Source organism: Agrobacterium sp. 22117, assembly GCF_052045735.1.
Taxonomy (GTDB): domain Bacteria; phylum Pseudomonadota; class Alphaproteobacteria; order Rhizobiales; family Rhizobiaceae; genus Agrobacterium; species Agrobacterium cavarae.
Genome location: NZ_JBQEPP010000001.1, coordinates 378432 through 393478, shown reverse-complemented (window position 1 = coordinate 393478; position 15047 = coordinate 378432). Strand labels below are relative to the sequence as shown.

The 15047-nt window shown below is 59.6% G+C and carries 15 protein-coding genes; all 15 read right to left on the bottom strand.

Annotation, left to right across the window (positions count from 1 at the left end):
• Positions 1-84 precede the first annotated feature (84 nt).
• The 15 genes from ACTJKV_RS01910 to ACTJKV_RS01840 all read right to left on the bottom strand — a co-directional run bounded on the left by ACTJKV_RS01910 (position 85) and on the right by ACTJKV_RS01840 (position 14747).
• Positions 85-729: an aspartate/glutamate racemase family protein gene (locus ACTJKV_RS01910; protein WP_113226540.1), complete on the bottom strand. Its 645-nt coding sequence runs from the start codon at positions 727-729 to the stop codon at positions 85-87.
• An 80-nt stretch (positions 730-809) separates the two neighbouring features.
• Positions 810-1775, bottom strand: coding sequence for an ABC transporter ATP-binding protein (locus ACTJKV_RS01905; protein WP_440598419.1), 966 nt, complete (start codon positions 1773-1775; stop codon positions 810-812).
• A gap of 2 nt (positions 1776-1777) precedes the next feature.
• Positions 1778-2839: an ABC transporter ATP-binding protein gene (locus tag ACTJKV_RS01900; RefSeq protein WP_274100903.1), complete on the bottom strand. Its 1062-nt coding sequence runs from the start codon at positions 2837-2839 to the stop codon at positions 1778-1780.
• The gene (locus tag ACTJKV_RS01895; RefSeq protein WP_440598418.1) at positions 2836-3726 is read right to left on the bottom strand and encodes an ABC transporter permease; all 891 of its coding nucleotides are present in this window, start codon (positions 3724-3726) and stop codon (positions 2836-2838) included. Before ACTJKV_RS01895 ends, ACTJKV_RS01900 begins: the two co-directional genes overlap by 4 nt.
• A gap of 2 nt (positions 3727-3728) precedes the next feature.
• On the bottom strand, positions 3729-4682 hold the full coding sequence (locus ACTJKV_RS01890) for an ABC transporter permease (protein WP_062425095.1): 954 nt from the start codon (positions 4680-4682) through the stop codon (positions 3729-3731).
• A gap of 82 nt (positions 4683-4764) precedes the next feature.
• Complete coding sequence (locus tag ACTJKV_RS01885) at positions 4765-6351, bottom strand: ABC transporter substrate-binding protein (RefSeq protein ID WP_274101078.1); 1587 nt, start codon at positions 6349-6351, stop codon at positions 4765-4767.
• A gap of 529 nt (positions 6352-6880) precedes the next feature.
• Complete coding sequence (cheT, locus tag ACTJKV_RS01880; protein WP_062425093.1) at positions 6881-7264, bottom strand: chemotaxis protein CheT; 384 nt, start codon at positions 7262-7264, stop codon at positions 6881-6883.
• A 14-nt stretch (positions 7265-7278) separates the two neighbouring features.
• Entirely contained in the window at positions 7279-7824 is a 546-nt protein-coding gene (gene cheD, locus ACTJKV_RS01875; protein WP_062425092.1) for a chemoreceptor glutamine deamidase CheD, read from the bottom strand.
• Complete coding sequence (gene cheY2 / locus ACTJKV_RS01870; RefSeq protein ID WP_062425091.1) at positions 7821-8210, bottom strand: chemotaxis response regulator CheY2; 390 nt, start codon at positions 8208-8210, stop codon at positions 7821-7823. The genes cheD and cheY2 overlap by 4 nt, the downstream gene beginning before the upstream one ends.
• A complete protein-coding gene (cheB, locus tag ACTJKV_RS01865) occupies positions 8211-9266 on the bottom strand; it encodes a protein-glutamate O-methylesterase CheB (RefSeq protein ID WP_062425090.1) in 1056 nt (351 codons plus the stop codon).
• Entirely contained in the window at positions 9263-10171 is a 909-nt protein-coding gene (gene cheR / locus ACTJKV_RS01860) for a protein-glutamate O-methyltransferase CheR (protein ID WP_274100905.1), read from the bottom strand. The genes cheB and cheR overlap by 4 nt, the downstream gene beginning before the upstream one ends.
• Positions 10172-10185: 14 nt before the next feature.
• A complete protein-coding gene (locus tag ACTJKV_RS01855; protein ID WP_274100906.1) occupies positions 10186-12462 on the bottom strand; it encodes a chemotaxis protein CheA in 2277 nt (758 codons plus the stop codon).
• 16 nt (positions 12463-12478) lie between these two features.
• Positions 12479-12844, bottom strand: a complete 366-nt coding sequence (cheY1, locus tag ACTJKV_RS01850; RefSeq protein WP_062425087.1) for a chemotaxis response regulator CheY1 — start codon at positions 12842-12844, stop codon at positions 12479-12481.
• A 2-nt stretch (positions 12845-12846) separates the two neighbouring features.
• Positions 12847-13140 carry an STAS domain-containing protein gene (locus ACTJKV_RS01845; RefSeq protein WP_062425086.1) on the bottom strand — a complete coding sequence of 98 codons (294 nt, stop codon included), beginning with the start codon at positions 13138-13140 and terminating at the stop codon, positions 12847-12849.
• Positions 13140-14747 carry a globin-coupled sensor protein gene (locus tag ACTJKV_RS01840; protein ID WP_274100907.1) on the bottom strand — a complete coding sequence of 536 codons (1608 nt, stop codon included), beginning with the start codon at positions 14745-14747 and terminating at the stop codon, positions 13140-13142. The genes ACTJKV_RS01845 and ACTJKV_RS01840 overlap by 1 nt, the downstream gene beginning before the upstream one ends.
• Between the last annotated feature and the right edge of the window lie 300 nt (positions 14748-15047).

The following is a 15047-nucleotide window of genomic DNA, read 5'->3' as shown; positions in this document are numbered from 1 at the left end:
GCCCGAATGACGCTTGCAACAAAAAACAGCGCGTCGATGAAAGGACAGGCAGCCTCAACCATGGACGGTCGAGGCCTGGCCTTCTTAAAGCGCTCGGACCATCCACTCCACGGCCGACCTGATCGGCGCGATAACCGGAGCGGGAAACATGCCCTGCAACTGTTCCGCTGCCTGCCCGAGAGGCCCTCCGCCAATAATCACAGCCTCAGCCCCGTCCTCTTCGAAACATTGACGCGTCGCGATCGCCAGCGCTGCAAGCAGTGCATCGGGTGCGGAGGCGAGTTGTTGCGGATCGCCTGTCGTCAGCCGCGTTCCGGTAAAAAGAGATGCGACGCCAAGAGCTTTCGCCTTGGCAACGAAACTCCCCACGAGGTCTGGCGTGACGGTGGCGATGCCGAAGCGCCGTCCGCCCGCAGACGCCTCCATCATGCTTGCCTGACATATGCCGATACAGGGGATGCCGGACGTCTCGGCAAGCCGCTCCAGCCCAGGATCGCCGAATGCACAGATGATGAGGCCGTCGCTGCGTTCGGCAAGGTCCATTCCCATGAAAACGACGCCCTCTTCGGCAGCGGCAAGGGCTTTTTCATCGAGGATCATCGGCACGCCTTGTTTTGCCGTCAGGCCTTCAATGGCAAAGCCCTGCGGCAGGTAGAGGCGCGCAATATCCGTCATCATCGCAGTCGTTGCCTGCGATGTGTTGGGATTGATCAATCCTATGCGTTTCATGACTTTCAAGGTGCCGCCAAGGCACTCCCGCCCCCTATGTTCCTGTATTTTCTCGACGAGCGCCCAGCATTCCGAGGCCTTCAGTGCGCGAGAATACAGGCGACCTGTGAATCGGCAGACAGCCGCGTGAGCGCAGGAACATCCGCACGACACTCTTCACGCGCCAGCTCGCAACGGGGCGCGAAGGCGCAGCCCGGCGGCATGGCTGCAAGATCCGGCGGTGCGCCGGGAATGGTGATCAGCCGGTCGCGGCCCTCGGCCAGTTCCACACGCGCGCCCAGCAGGCCCTTGGTATAGGGATGGCGCGGGTTGCCGATGAGATCGCCGACACGTCCTTCCTCGACGATGCGTCCGGCATACATCACAGCGATCCGGTCTGCGACTTCCGCCGCAACGCCAATATCATGCGTCACGAAGATGACCGACAGGCCATATTCCTTCTGCAATTCGCGGATCAGCAGCAAGATCTGGATTTGTACCGTTGCATCGAGCGCCGTGGTCGGCTCATCTGCCAGCAGCACCTTCGGATTGCAGGCAAGCGCCATGGCAATCATCGCACGCTGTAGCATGCCGCCCGACATTTCATGCGGATAATTGCCAAGGCGCCGCTCCGGTGAGGGAATGCGAACTTTCTGGAACAGTGCAAGGGCGCGTTGAGCGGCGACGGTGCGCGAGACGTTTTCGTGGCGCATGATGGTCTCTTCGATCTGGCTACCGACCGTATAGACCGGGTCCAGCGCCAGACGCGGTTCCTGGAACACCATGGACACCACGGCTCCCCTGAGATCGGACAAAGCGCGGCTGGAAAGCCCCATAATGTCGCGCCCGTCGACCGACATGGCGCCCTCAACAAGCGTTCCCTTGGGATGAAGGCGCAAGAGCGAGCGCATCGTCACGCTTTTGCCCGAGCCGGATTCCCCCAGAAGGACTACCACCTCGCCCGGCTTGACGACCAAGTTCACGCCGTTGACGGCCTTGACGGATTTGCCGCCGCGCCGAAACGTAACCGACAGGTTGCGCATATTGATCATATCGTCGTTCTGCATCGTCATGCCTCCGTCAGTGCTGGCGCACGGCTGTGGCCGGAACCGGGCTTTGCCATCAGGCAGGCGGCTGCCTGGCTGGGAGACATCTCGGTGAGCGGCGGCAGCACCCGTTGACAGACATCCTCGGCAAAGCTGCAGCGGGTGTGGAAGCGACAGCCGGAGGGCGGATCGATGGGGTTGGGCGGGTCACCTGTCAGTGGCGGCGCTTCGGTGCGTTCTGCGGGATCGATTTTCGGCATGGAGGCCAGAAGTGCTGCCGAATAGGGATGACCGGTATTGCCGTAGATGGCATCGCGACTCCCGATCTCCGCCACCTTGCCGAGATACATGACCATGACCCGGTCGCACATGAAGCGAACGACGTTGAGATCGTGGGAGATGAATAGATAGGTCAGGCCGAAATCGCGTTTGAGGTCGAGCAACAGGTTTAGCACCTGCGCCTCCACCGATTTGTCGAGAGCCGAGACCGCTTCATCCAGAATAACGAGGCGTGGCTTGAGCGCCAGAGCCCGGGCGATGTTGACACGCTGGCGCTGACCGCCGGAAAGCTCATGTGGATAGCGACCGGCAAAACGCGATGGCTCGAGGCCGACGCGGTGCAACAGATCATGTGCCGTTGCAATCGCCTTTGCCGCTGGCGTGCCGTGGACCTGCGGTGCGAAGGCAATGGATTCCTCGATCGTCAGTCGCGGATTGAGCGAGGCGTAGCTGTCCTGAAATACCATCTGCACCTGACGGCGATAGGCAGAAAGCGGCAAGACGCCGCCAACCGTTTCGCCATCGAAGAGGATTTCGCCCTGGTCGGGTGCGATCAGTTGCATGAGAAGCCGCGCCGTCGTCGATTTGCCGCAACCGCTTTCACCGACAACGCCGAGTGTCTCTCCTTTCATGATATCGAAATCGACGCCATCGACGGCGCGCACGACTTTTTTCGGTTTCAGGAAGCCGCTTCCTTTGACGGGAAAGTGTTTCAGAAGCCCGCGGGCGGAAATCAGTGGCTGGACCGGTCCACCCCTTTCCCCGATAGGCAGTTCAAGGCTTGGTGCTCCAACGACTTTCATCATGACTTCACGTCCATGGCTGTGCGCAGCCCATCTGAGAACAGGTTGAAGCAGATCGAGGTGATGAAGATCATCACGCCGGGCAAGGCTGCAACGAAGGGGATTGTGTAGATGGCGGTGCGCAGCGTGTTCAGCATCAGCCCCCATTCGGCATCCGGCGGACGCACGCCGAGCCCGAGGAAGGAGAGACCTGACGCAAGGATCATCGATACGGAAATCAAGCTTGTGGCGAAGACGAAGATCGGTCCGAGCACGTTGCCGAGAATATGGACCCTGACGATGGTAAAGGCGGGAGCCCCGGAGGCGCGGGCGGCATCCACGTAATCGAGCTTGCGGACCTGGGTGGTGACGCTCTCTGCTACACGAGCGATTTGCGGGATGAAGACGACCGTGAGGGAAACGAGCGCATTTGTGAGGCCAGAGCCAAGCGCGCCGGACAGTGCCACGGCCAGCAGCACCGACGGGAACGCGTAGAACACGTCAACGGTGCGCATGATCAGCGTGTTGGTCAAACCGCCCGCGTAACCGGCGATGATGCCGATTGCCGAACCGATGACGAAGGCGATGGGAACAGGGATGACGCCCATGAGGAGCGACAGACGCGCGCCATAGATCAGGCGTGAAAGCATGTCACGTCCAAGCTCGTCGGTGCCGAGGATATAGCCGGGTGTTCCGATCGGTTTCAGCCTGCGGATGACGCTGCCCTTCGCCGGATCGTAGGGCGCCAGATAAGGCGCGAAAATGGCCATTAGGATGAGAAGAACGAGGATCCCAAGCGCCACCATGGCAACGGGATCACGACGCAGCCGCGTCAGAACGCCGCTCCAGAAGCCGGGAGACTTGGCGATTTTCTCGACGGGAATTGCGGATGCTTCAGCTATTGCGGCCATTGTCAGCTCCTCTGGATGCGCGGATCGATGGCGCTTTGCAACACGTCGACAATGAGGTTGAGAACGACGAAGAACATGGCGAGCACGAGGATGGTGCCCTGCAGGATGGGCAGGTCACGGGTGAAGATCGCGCCGTTGAGCAGGAAACCGGTACCCGGCCATGAAAAGACCGTTTCGATCAGGATAGAACCGCCGAGAAGATAACCCAGTTGCAGACCCATGACGGAGAGAGCGGTCGGGGCGGCATTGCGCACCACATGGCGCAGGATACGCCCGCTCATCAGGCCCTTGGCAGCCAGCGCCAGCGTGAAGTCCTGCGCATATATATCTGCCACCAGCGAGCGGATGGTGCGGGCGATGATGCCCATGGGAATGACGGACATGGTGACGGCCGGCAGCACGAGATATTGAATATAATCCCAGCTGAAGCTGCGGCCCGCAGAGCCGCCTGGTCCTCCACCCATTGCCGGAAGCCATCCGAGTGTCACGGAAAAGGTGATGACCAGCACCATGCCGAGCCAGTAATGCGGGACGCTGACGCCAAGCATCGAGATGCCGGAAGCGATGCGGTCCACCCATCCGCCGCGAAACACACCGGCGAGAAAGCCAAGTGTCGCGCCGCCGACAAATCCAATAACCGCTGCAGACACGGCGAGAATGATCGAATTGATGGATGCATCGATGATCTCGCCGAGAACAGGCCGTCCGGTAGCGATCGAGGTGCCAAGATCGCCATGCAGCGCATGCCACATCCAAATTGCGTACTGTACAGCCAGAGGACGGTCCAGACCGTAGAAAGCGCGCATTTGCGTCTGCATCTCAGCCGAAGCATCCGAGGGAAGAATGGCGGCCAGCGGATCTCCCGGAGCGATATGGATGAGCATGAAACAAACCATGCTCACGCCAATTGCCACCGGGATGACGTGCAGCAGTCGCTTGAGCGCGTAGAGAAGCATGAAACCCTCTTGATGTTTGTGGCAAGGATCGGAAACGGCAGGCCGGGCGAGAACCCGGCCCGCTATCGCTTGGGATCAGCGATCAGGGATCGACGGTGACCGGCGAGAAGTCCTGGAACCAGTTCTGTGCCTGCACGAAGCCCTTCACCTTTTTCGACATGGCGCGGGGGTTGACGTCATGCGTGACCATCAGGAACAGCGCTTCATTGACGTATTTTTCGTGGATTTTTCTCAGAACCTTGTCCTGCTCCGCCGCATCGAAGGTGTTGCGCACTTCAGCAAACAGCGCATCCATTTCGGGATCGCAGTAATAACCCCAGTTGGTGCCATTCGGCGGAGCAAGATTGCACTGCGATTGACGGATCAGTGCCGTGAAGGGATCCTGAATGAAGTAGCTGTAGTTGACGGCAGTGGCGCCCTTCGCGCTCGGATCCTTGGCGCCGGCGCGCCAGATGTTGATGACCGTATTCCAGTCCGCAACCTCGTATTCGACATTGATGCCGATTTCTGCCAGCGTCTGCTGGATGTATTCGTTCATCGCCAGAGGCAGCATCTGGCCCGATCCGGATGAGGAGATGACGACCTTGGTGTTGATCGGCTTGTCTGGACCGTAGCCGGCCTCGGCCATCAACTTCTTGGCCTCCTCGATATTGTATTCCAGCTTGAATGTCGGATTGCCGAACCACTGGTGGCCGGGGGGCAGGTATCCTTGTGCCGGGACGGAAAGACCGCCGAGCAACTCGTTGATCCCTTCGCGGTCAACGGCAAGATTGGCGGCCTTGCGAACGCGCACATCGTTCCAGGGTGAACCTTCGACGCGCGACAGGTGCCAGGTCCAGTTGTGTGGGTAGGAATTGGTGACGATGTCGAAACCCGCATCCTTGAGCGATTTGACGGAATCAGGCGCAGGCGCCTCGATCCAGTCGACCTGACCGGAGCGCAGCGCGGCCACACGGGTATTGGGTTCGGGAAGAGGCACCAGAACCAGCTTGTCCAGCTTCGGCACGCGCGCCTTGTCCCAGTAGTCCTTGTTCGGCGTCAGTTCGGCGCGCTCACGCGGCGTGAACCCGTTTTCCAGCTTCCAAGGTCCCGTACCGGACGGCTTCTGAGCCACGGCATCCCAGCTTTTGCCCTGTGCCTCCCAGTTCGCGGGCGAGGACATGAGGATCCAGCTCAGCTGATAGGGGAGCGTCGCGTCGGGCGTTTTGGTCACGATTTCGACCGTCAGCGGATCGATGACCTTGTAGGAAGCCACGGCTGGAATACGCGATTTTCCCTGCGCCGACTGGCGCTTGTCGAATTGCGGTGAATCCGGCACGAGGATCTTGTCGAGGTTCCAGACCACAGACGCCGCATCGAAAGCACTTCCATCGTGAAACTTCACGCCGTCGCGCAGTTTGAATGTCCACTTGGTCTTGTCGACGGGATCCACGGACCAGGATGTCGCGAGGGAGGGAATGAGGGTCGAGGGTTTGTCGGCACTCGAAAGGTCCCACTCGATCAGAGCGTTGTAGAGCGTATAACCCATGAAGCGCTGACCCTCGCCGCCCTGATCGGTCTGGCCGGTGGTCAGGGGTATATCGGAGGCCGTCATGCCAATGCGGAGCGTACCTTCGGCCAAGGTTTCGCTTGCCGTGATGGCCAGAAACGCCAATGCAGCAGAGCCCATCAACCGGGCGCGGCGCAATTTCTCGATGATGCCCGCAGCTGCCGGTGTTTTTCTGAAATCGTGTGTCATGCGTTCCCTCTCGTTCGATAGGCTGAGTATGTCTCAGTCGGGATACGCAATGCAGGTTTCGTGCCAGATGATATGAAACCAAAGTTTCATATCTTTTTCAGTGAGTTACGCTTTCGCACAGTATCGCGAGTGCTCTCCTTGCCGAGAAACCTGCTGTAATCGCATGCGGTGAAAGGCGTCAGTGCCTAAAAATGGCTTGTTAGACGAAGGAGCGCATATGTCTGCTAAAGAGGCGGGTTTACGGGCTCACGGTCGTGGAAGCTAGCTCCGGCAAAGCGGCGTAGAATGCATCGTGCAGTATGCGCGGCGGCTTGTACCAGTGACGGGTTAAGAGCGAGGGAAGACACTCTGCGCTTACACGACAGCATCCCCCCGAAATCGGAATCGATTGTCGGAAAAGCACGATGGTTGAAAGAATGAGAAGTGTCGTTAATGCGTCCAGAAGGACGCAACGCCCGCTCTAAAACAGATCGAAGTCGCCGGATGCCTTGTCGATCGGCTGGGAGTGCCCATGGCGCAGACCAGCGCCAAGTGCCTTCTGCATTTCGGCGAGCTTGACGAGGCTGAGAGCCGTCGTCACGTCCACGGCCCATTCCACAGGGATGGAGCCAGTGATGGTGTCGATGAACTCGGCAAGTCCGCGGGCCTTCTGGACCGCAAGATCGATACCCTGCAAGAGTTTCAACCCGTCATCGGTGACTGCACCATTGGTGGCCTCCAGAAGCTGGGGCTCGATGCGTTCGATCAGATAGGCGACATCATGCAGTTCTGAGACGACCCGCATGAGGATCGTGGGCAAAGCCTCTTCAAACATTTCAGGTCCAGCACGCTCAGCGATATGCATAGGCAACTCCGTTGTCAAAAAAATTCGATATCGCTTGCCGCCGGCTTTGCAGCCGGAACCGGACGGGTTTCCAGCGCGACGGTCTTCTGGGTTTCGGCACCGCTCAATGGGTGCTGGCGCGCCCTGCCCGACACCGGCCAGAACTCCACCTTTCGGCCATGCTCTCCGCCCGTGGAGCTGCCGACCACCCGAATGCCTTCATCCTTCAAGAACTGCATCGCGAAGATTGCGTTCTGCTCCCCCACATTGGAGAAGCTGGCAATGGTCTTTGCGCCACCAAAGACCTTTGCCTCCAAACGATCACGGCGCGCGCCCTGCTTGAGCAAGCCGTTGATCAGAAGTTCCATGAGATGCACCCCATACCGGGTCGCATCTCCACCCCCCATACCCCCTGTACCCGGCAGCAGAAAGTGATTCATACCGCCGACGCCCGCAACAGGGTCTCTGAGACACGCAGCCACGCACGAGCCGAGGATGGTCGACAAGACCACGTCGGGATCATTGGCGATCTTATACTCGCCCTGAATTATGTGTACGCGCTTGGCTGCGGTTTCGATCATTTCAGCGATCCAAATACGGCTTCAATAGCCGCCCTCATCTTGTCGATAGAAAACGGCTTGGCCAGCACGTTGTTGGCGCCGAGTTGGGCTGCTTTCTGCACCAGAGCGCGGTCTCCCTGCGCGGTCAGAATGATGAAGGCGGCCTTCTTCGTCGACGGGTTCGTGCGAACCGCCTGAAGGAAGCCGAGGCCATCCATCTTCGGCATGTTGAAGTCGGAGATCACCAGATGGTGGGGCTGTTGCTCCATGATCTTCATGCCCTGCTCACCGTCGCCGGCGGCAGTGATTTGCTTGAAGCCAAGCTGCGTGAGCGCATCACTCAGCAACAGGCGGCTGGTGACCTGATCGTCAACGATCAACACTTTTATCTTTTCTGCGAGAGACATTTAATCAGAACCTTCTTTTCGGGCGGCAGTTAGTTTCAGAATTTCTTCGCCGATGGCGTTCAGCGGAAGTTGATGTTCGACCGCGCCAAGCTCGTAAGCCACACGCGGCATTCCATAGACCACACAGGTTTTCTCGTTCTGTCCGACAGTGCGGGCACCGGCATGGCGCATCTTCAAGAGACCTGCTGCGCCGTCACGTCCCATCCCGGTCAGAATGGCGCCGACGGCGTTGCGACCGGCAAGCTCGGCCACTGAATCGAACAGAACGTCTACCGATGGCCGATGACCATTAACAGGCTCGCGTTCGATCAGCCTGCAGCATGGCGCGGCATGATTAACAACCTGCAAATGCCGGTCGCCACCAGGTGCGAGATAGACCTTGCCGGTCTGAAGCCGCGCGCCATCCGTCGCCTCTTCCACCACGGGCGCGCAGAGCCGGTTCAGGCGCTCGGCAAAGCTCTTGGTGAAGGTTGGCGGCATATGCTGGGTGATCACCGTCGGCGGGCAATTGATCGGAAACTTCTGCAGGACGGCGATCAGCGCTTCCACGCCACCGGTAGACGACCCAATAGCAACGATCTTGCGACCGACGCTGTAATTGGTGACCGCAACCGGCTGCGGCGCGGCTGGTCGTTCGGTCACGGCGCTGCGATAGGTGCGATGCTGCGAGCGGGCCGCCGCCTTCACCTTCTCTGCCAGATCGGGAAAGGGCTGCGCGTCGCCCGGCACCGGCTTGCCAACGCAATCGAAGGCACCGATTTCGAGCGCGGCGAGGGAGGCATCCGCGCCGCGATGGGTCAGCGTCGAAACCATGATGACCGGCATGGGGCGCAGGCGCATGATCTTGTCTAGAAACTCAAGCCCGTTCATCTCGGGCATCTCGATATCCAGCGTCACGACGTCCGGATTGAGTTCCTTGATCGCGGCGCGCGCTTCCATGGCGTTGCCAGCCTGACCGATGACCTCGACATCCGGGTCGGATTGGAGGACGGCGGAGATCAGGCCACGCATGGTGGGAGAGTCATCGACGACGAGAACGCGGGCGGGCATGCTCATGCTCTCCTCCCGGCGGACTTGCCGATGTATTTGTAGGTGGTGATGCCGGTATTGTCGAACTGCTCCTTGGCTTCGCCGGAGACGCGTTCGGAATGACCGATATAGAGGTGACCGCCCAGCGGCAGCAGGCCGGCAAAGCGCGACCAAATCTTCACCTGCGTCGGCTCGTCGAAATAGATCACGACGTTGCGGCAGAAGATCACGTCGAAGCCGCCCTTGAACGGCCACTGCGCCATCAGGTTCAGCTCGTTGAAGGTGATCAGACGCTTGACCTTGTCGCTGATCTGGTGCTTGCGGCGTCCGCCGGCATCCACTTCCTGGAACCATTGCTTGCGCATGGCGGGCGATACCGTTTCGAGAGCGCCGTCGTCGTAAAGACCGGCCCTCGCCTGAGCGAGAATCTTCGGGTCGATATCGGTTGCCAGGATCTTGAAGTCGTAATCGGTAGCGTTCGGGAAGAGACCGAGCACGGTCAGTGCGATCGAATAGGGCTCCTGGCCATCGGAACAGGCTGCGGACCAGATGCGAACGCGTCCGCCGCTCTTTGCCCGTGCAATGAGGCCCGGTAGAACCTCGTCGCGCAGGTGATCGAAATGGTGGTTCTCGCGGAAGAAGCGGGTGAAGTTGGTGGTGAGATGCGACAGCATTTCCCGGCGAGCGGCAGCACCCTGCTCCGAGGAGACCAGGGCGCAATATTCCTTGAAGCCGGAAAGGCCGAGATTGCGGATGTGCTTGGACAGGCGCGAATAGACGAGCGAGGCCTTGGTATCGTTGAGATAGATACCGGCATCCGCGTAGATCATTGCGGCGATATCCGCCAGGTCGCGACGCGTCAGCGGGTATTCGCCGCTGACGAGCACTTCATCCTGGGATCCACGCTGTTCGTTGAACTTAAGCGCTGTCATTCATCACCAACTTTTCAGCCTGTTGCCGCGAGCGACATTTCTTGTTTCAGGGACTGGCCGCGCGAGGCGCCGACCACGGCATCCACGTCAAGGATCAGCGCTACGCGGCCATCACCAAGGATGGTTGCGGCAGCGATGCCCGGAACATGGGTGTAGTTGGCTTCAAGGGACTTGATGACCACCTGACGCTGTCCCTGGATGGCATCGACCATCAGGGCGCGCTGGCCGCCGCCTTCGGATTCCACGAGAAGCGCCACGCCATCGACCGGGTTGGCCTGTGTGGCACGGAAGTTGAGAATGCGACCGACATCCACCAGCGGGCAGAAGGAGTTGCGGATCGAGATCAGCCGCTGATTGGAGCCGAAGGAATGAATATTCTGCGCTTCCGGCTGCAGAGTCTCGACGATTGCCGTCAACGGCACCACAAGCGTCTGGCCGGCAACCGTGACCACCATGCCGTCGAGAACGGCCAGCGTCAGCGGCAGGCTCATGGTGAAGGTCGAGCCGAGGCCAGGGCGGGACGAAATGCTGATGCGGCCACCGAGTGCCTGGATCGAGCGCTTGACCACGTCCATGCCGACGCCGCGACCGGAGATGTCCGAAATCTTGTCAGCGGTGGAGAAGCCCGGTGCGAAGATCAGGTTGTCGATTTCCTCATCCGTCAGATTGGCATCTGCCGAGATCAGATCATTGTCGATCGCCTTCTGGCGGACGCGCTCGCGGTTGATGCCGGCGCCATCGTCCTGCAGTTCGATCAGGATGCGGCCCGAACGATGCTTGGCCGTCAGCTTGACGGTACCTTCCGGGTTCTTGCCGGCGGCTTCGCGCTTTTCGGGTGTTTCAATGCCGTGGTCGACGGCATTGCGGATCATGTGGGTCAGAGGCTCGGCCAGCTTGTCGATGACCGTCTTATCCACTTCGGTGTTTTCACCTTCGGTGATGAGGCGGATCTGCTTGCCGATCATGTCGGCAACTTCGCGAACGATACGCGACATGCGCTGGAAGACCGGCTTCACCGGCTGCGCGCGGATGGCCATGACGCTATCCTGGATTTCACGCGTCAGTTGCTGAAGCTCTTCCAGACCCATGTTGACGGCAGATGTGCCCGTCGTATCGTTTTCGATGACGCTCTGCGACAGCATCGCCTGGTTGATGACGAGCTCGCCCACCAGGTTGATGAGGCGGTCGACGCGGTCGAGATCGACGCGGATCGTCTGACCGGCGCTCGCGTTGTTAGCGGCATTGGCAGCGTTTGCCGCAGCGGCAGGCGACGCTGCCTCGCGCTTTTCGACGGCAGCAGCCACGGCCTGGGTGACTTCCGTTGCAGCCGATGCGGTGGCGACAGCCTTTGCAACGACCGGCTCGTCCATGGAGGCCGGCTGAACCGCTGGCTCATGCACATCGTCTTCCAGTGCGGAAAGATCGAAGGGCACCGGAATCATCGGCAGTTCTTCATCGGCCGACGTTTCGTCTTCGGCCATCACGATGTCGAGTTCGCAATCCCACTCGGCAAATTCGAAGACGGAGCGGATGCCCTCTTCGCCCTTGTCGGTCTTGATCGCGATCTTCCAGAAGAAGTAGGCGCCTTCCGGGTTCATCTCGTCAAGCGACGGCAGCGTGCTCATATCGCAATTGACGCTCATCTCACCGATGCGGGCGAGATCGCGCAGCAACAGTGCCGATTCGTTGCCCTTGGAGTAAAGGGCTGCCGACGGCTTGAAGGTGATATTGAAGGTGGGCGCTTCCATGAGCGGAATGGCCGCGTCCTCGAAATCGCCAAAGGAGAAGGCGATCGGCTGGAAGCCGCTGTCATCTGTCGGCGCTGGCGCCGGTGTCGGCGGGGGCACGACGGCTGCCTTGGCTGCCGGCTTGGGAGCTGCAGGTTCTGCTGCGGACGGCGTGATCGTCTCACCGTTGGCCAGAGCCTCCAGTTCCTTGACGAGACCGCGCGTGCGGCTTTCATCGACGCTGCCGCCATCACGCGAAGCATTCGTCAAATCGGCGAGAACATCCGCCGATTTCAGCATCACTTTCAGGACATCCTGATTAGGATCGAGCTTGTTGGATCGAACGCAATCGAGCGTGGTTTCGAAGACGTGCGCGAAAGCCACCAGTTCATCGAGACCGAACGCACCGGCTCCACCCTTGATGGAATGAACGGCACGAAAGACGGCATTTACGGTTTCCGGGTCGCGGTCGCCGTCATTCAGTTTAAGAAGTCCCGATTCCAGTTCGGCGAGTTGTTCCTCGCACTCCTGGAAGAAGATTTCTTTGATTTCGTTCATATCCATCGTGAATGATCCCGTATCAGGCAGTTACACGTTCAATGGCATCGATCAGTTTTACGGGGTCGAACGGCTTGACGATCCAACCGGTCGCGCCAGCCTGGCGGGCACGGTTCTTCTTTTCGGCGTCGCTTTCGGTGGTCAGAACGAGGATTGGAACGGCACGGTACTTCTCGTTGCGACGAACGCCCTCGATGAAACCGAAACCATCAAGACGCGGCATGTTGATATCCGTGACGATGACGTCGGGATTGCAACCTTCCAGAACTTCCAGACCTTCGACGCCGTCTTCGGCCTGAATGGTTTCGAAACCGGCATTGTTGAGCGTGACCAGCAACATGTTGCGGATCGTGCGGGAGTCGTCGACTGTGAGAACTTTTTTCTTCATTCCTATATCTCCTTCGGGAGCATATGACCGATATCAACGCCGATCAGTTTAAGGGTTTTATCAAAGGCTTCAGAAGCCTTTGAAAATGTGAATTGCTTGCCATCGGCCTCCCAGGCCTTGATGCCAGCCATCAATATCTGGACGCATTGTGCGCCGACACGCTCGACCTCGGAGGCATCGACCGTAACCGGCTTGCCTCTGAGTTCTTTCAATTTTCCGTGCAAGACGGATGCTTGATTGAGGTCCAGCACAGGTGATAATTTCAGTGTCGAATGCGCTGCTGTCCTGCCTGCCATCAAATGACTCCTTGGCGTTTGTATTGTTGCTGCGCATGGCCGTAATCCATGCGCTCGGGACGCATGACGGTCGCATTGGCTCTTCTCGGCTCCGGCGCGATCGCCTCTTCGGCATAAGCCTGGCGGGCGATGCGGAACTCGCGCACCGTACGGCCGAGTTCGAGAATGACGGTGTGAAGATCGTCGGCCTCATTCGCCGATGAGGACAGGCGTTCGGCGGCACGATGCGCGTCCGTGCCGATGGCCTCCAGTTCGACGGAGACGTGATTGAGATGACCGGAATGCTCACCCGTGCGGCGGGCGACATCGCCGATCATGTCGCTGATGCCAGAGACCTGGCGCACGACACCTTCGATGGCTTCCTGGGTGCGATGGACCATGCGCACGCCTTCATCGACTTGCGTCTTAGTGCCGTTGACCAGGTTCTTGATCTCCCGTGCGGCTTCGGCGGAGCGTTGTGCCAGCGCCCGGACTTCCTGCGCAACGACGGCGAAGCCGCGTCCGCTTTCCCCCGCACGTGCGGCTTCGATGCCGGCATTCAGCGCCAGGAGATTGGTCTGGAAGGCGATTTCGTCGATGGAGCCGATGATGCGGCCGATCTGTTCTGCCGATTGCTCGATATCGGACATGGCGCTGATCGCTTCGCCGACCGCCATGCCGCTTTCGGTGGCGGCATTGCGTGCCTGCGACACTGCGGATTCGGCCGCCGAAATACGGTCACTGCTATCACGGACATCGTGGATGACCGCGCCAAGGCGCTGTGAGGCATCGCCGAGGCGACGGGCCTGTTCCGTCGATCCCGTGGCAAGACCCGAATTTTCGCGCGACATGCGCTCGGCGACGGTTTGCGTCTTGTGAACGCTTTCTTGTGTGGCGGCCATCGAATGACCAATCCGCGTCATGGCAGAATTGAACGCTTCGGCAATCTCGCGGTAGGCTTCCGGCAGTTCGCCGGCGATGCGGGCCGTCAGATCGCCGGCGGCAAAGGCATTGAGCGCATCGCCAAAGAGCGTTACGACCTCTGCCTGATCGCTCTCGCGCTGACGGGCAAGCTCTTGTGTGTGGCGAATGCGCAGTTCGTTGAAGCGCAGGGAGACGGCAATTTCCGTATCGACCATCACCAGCCGAACGACGGATTTGACCGCCTCGGCCAATTCCTGATGGCGCTTGCGCGCACCCGGGAGCAGTGAGCGAGGCGGATGTTGCGCAATCAGGCCTGCGAGGAGATTTTCCAGCACGACAGCACGACCAGCCACACTCCAGCGCGGATCGAGGCCCATGCGGCTTTCGGTGTCGGACAGAACCTTGACGCGTTCTGCATAGAGCGCATCGAAACGCGCATCGGTCAGCACCGACCAGTGCGCCGTCTGCATGTCGTGCAGACGTTCGATCTGATGATCGCTCTCAAAGGATGGCGAACAGTCCGGCATGGACTGGAATCGCACCATCAGGTCGCGAAGTCCTGCCTTCAGATGAGGCTCGAGCATGGTGCGGTAACGGCGCAGCAGATCGCACTGGTCCTGATCAAGACCAGCAAAACGCAACCGGCCAGCCAGGCTGCCGCCCGTTGCCCTTCGCGAGTGATCTGTTGGCAGGTCCTGCCCCAAGTGACGTCCCCAATGTTTTACCGGCCAGACCGGCGGATGACGGTTAAGAGAACGCCAGTATCCTTGAGGGATGTCACGACATGGGCATCCGTAAAGGACGCCTCACAAGCGTTAGCTGAGCCTTCTGCAACCAAACGGAATACCGGATCGACCCGGTACGGCAGCGCGGCATCATGCCTGGAAGGAGAGTCGCTCTCCATTTCGCCGTGAAATACGACTAATCTTTATGGTTAATTCCTTGCCTGAAAGTTAAGAATCTTCATTTCAGGGCATGATTATTAAAATTTGTCATTGATTTGC

What these genes read in the sequence shown, in the direction of transcription:
- ACTJKV_RS01910 (WP_113226540.1), bottom strand. Translation starts at nt 729, where the DNA reads ATGAAACGCATAGGATTGATCAATCCCAACACATCGCAGGCAACGACT.
- ACTJKV_RS01905 (WP_440598419.1), bottom strand. Translation starts at nt 1,775, where the DNA reads ATGCAGAACGACGATATGATCAATATGCGCAACCTGTCGGTTACGTTT.
- ACTJKV_RS01900 (WP_274100903.1), bottom strand. Translation starts at nt 2,839, where the DNA reads ATGATGAAAGTCGTTGGAGCACCAAGCCTTGAACTGCCTATCGGGGAA.
- ACTJKV_RS01895 (WP_440598418.1), bottom strand. Translation starts at nt 3,726, where the DNA reads ATGGCCGCAATAGCTGAAGCATCCGCAATTCCCGTCGAGAAAATCGCC.
- ACTJKV_RS01890 (WP_062425095.1), bottom strand. Translation starts at nt 4,682, where the DNA reads ATGCTTCTCTACGCGCTCAAGCGACTGCTGCACGTCATCCCGGTGGCA.
- ACTJKV_RS01885 (WP_274101078.1), bottom strand. Translation starts at nt 6,351, where the DNA reads ATGGGCTCTGCTGCATTGGCGTTTCTGGCCATCACGGCAAGCGAAACC.
- cheT (WP_062425093.1), bottom strand. Translation starts at nt 7,264, where the DNA reads ATGCATATCGCTGAGCGTGCTGGACCTGAAATGTTTGAAGAGGCTTTG.
- cheD (WP_062425092.1), bottom strand. Translation starts at nt 7,824, where the DNA reads ATGATCGAAACCGCAGCCAAGCGCGTACACATAATTCAGGGCGAGTAT.
- cheY2 (WP_062425091.1), bottom strand. Translation starts at nt 8,210, where the DNA reads ATGTCTCTCGCAGAAAAGATAAAAGTGTTGATCGTTGACGATCAGGTC.
- cheB (WP_062425090.1), bottom strand. Translation starts at nt 9,266, where the DNA reads ATGAGCATGCCCGCCCGCGTTCTCGTCGTCGATGACTCTCCCACCATG.
- cheR (WP_274100905.1), bottom strand. Translation starts at nt 10,171, where the DNA reads ATGACAGCGCTTAAGTTCAACGAACAGCGTGGATCCCAGGATGAAGTG.
- ACTJKV_RS01855 (WP_274100906.1), bottom strand. Translation starts at nt 12,462, where the DNA reads ATGGATATGAACGAAATCAAAGAAATCTTCTTCCAGGAGTGCGAGGAA.
- cheY1 (WP_062425087.1), bottom strand. Translation starts at nt 12,844, where the DNA reads ATGAAGAAAAAAGTTCTCACAGTCGACGACTCCCGCACGATCCGCAAC.
- ACTJKV_RS01845 (WP_062425086.1), bottom strand. Translation starts at nt 13,140, where the DNA reads ATGGCAGGCAGGACAGCAGCGCATTCGACACTGAAATTATCACCTGTG.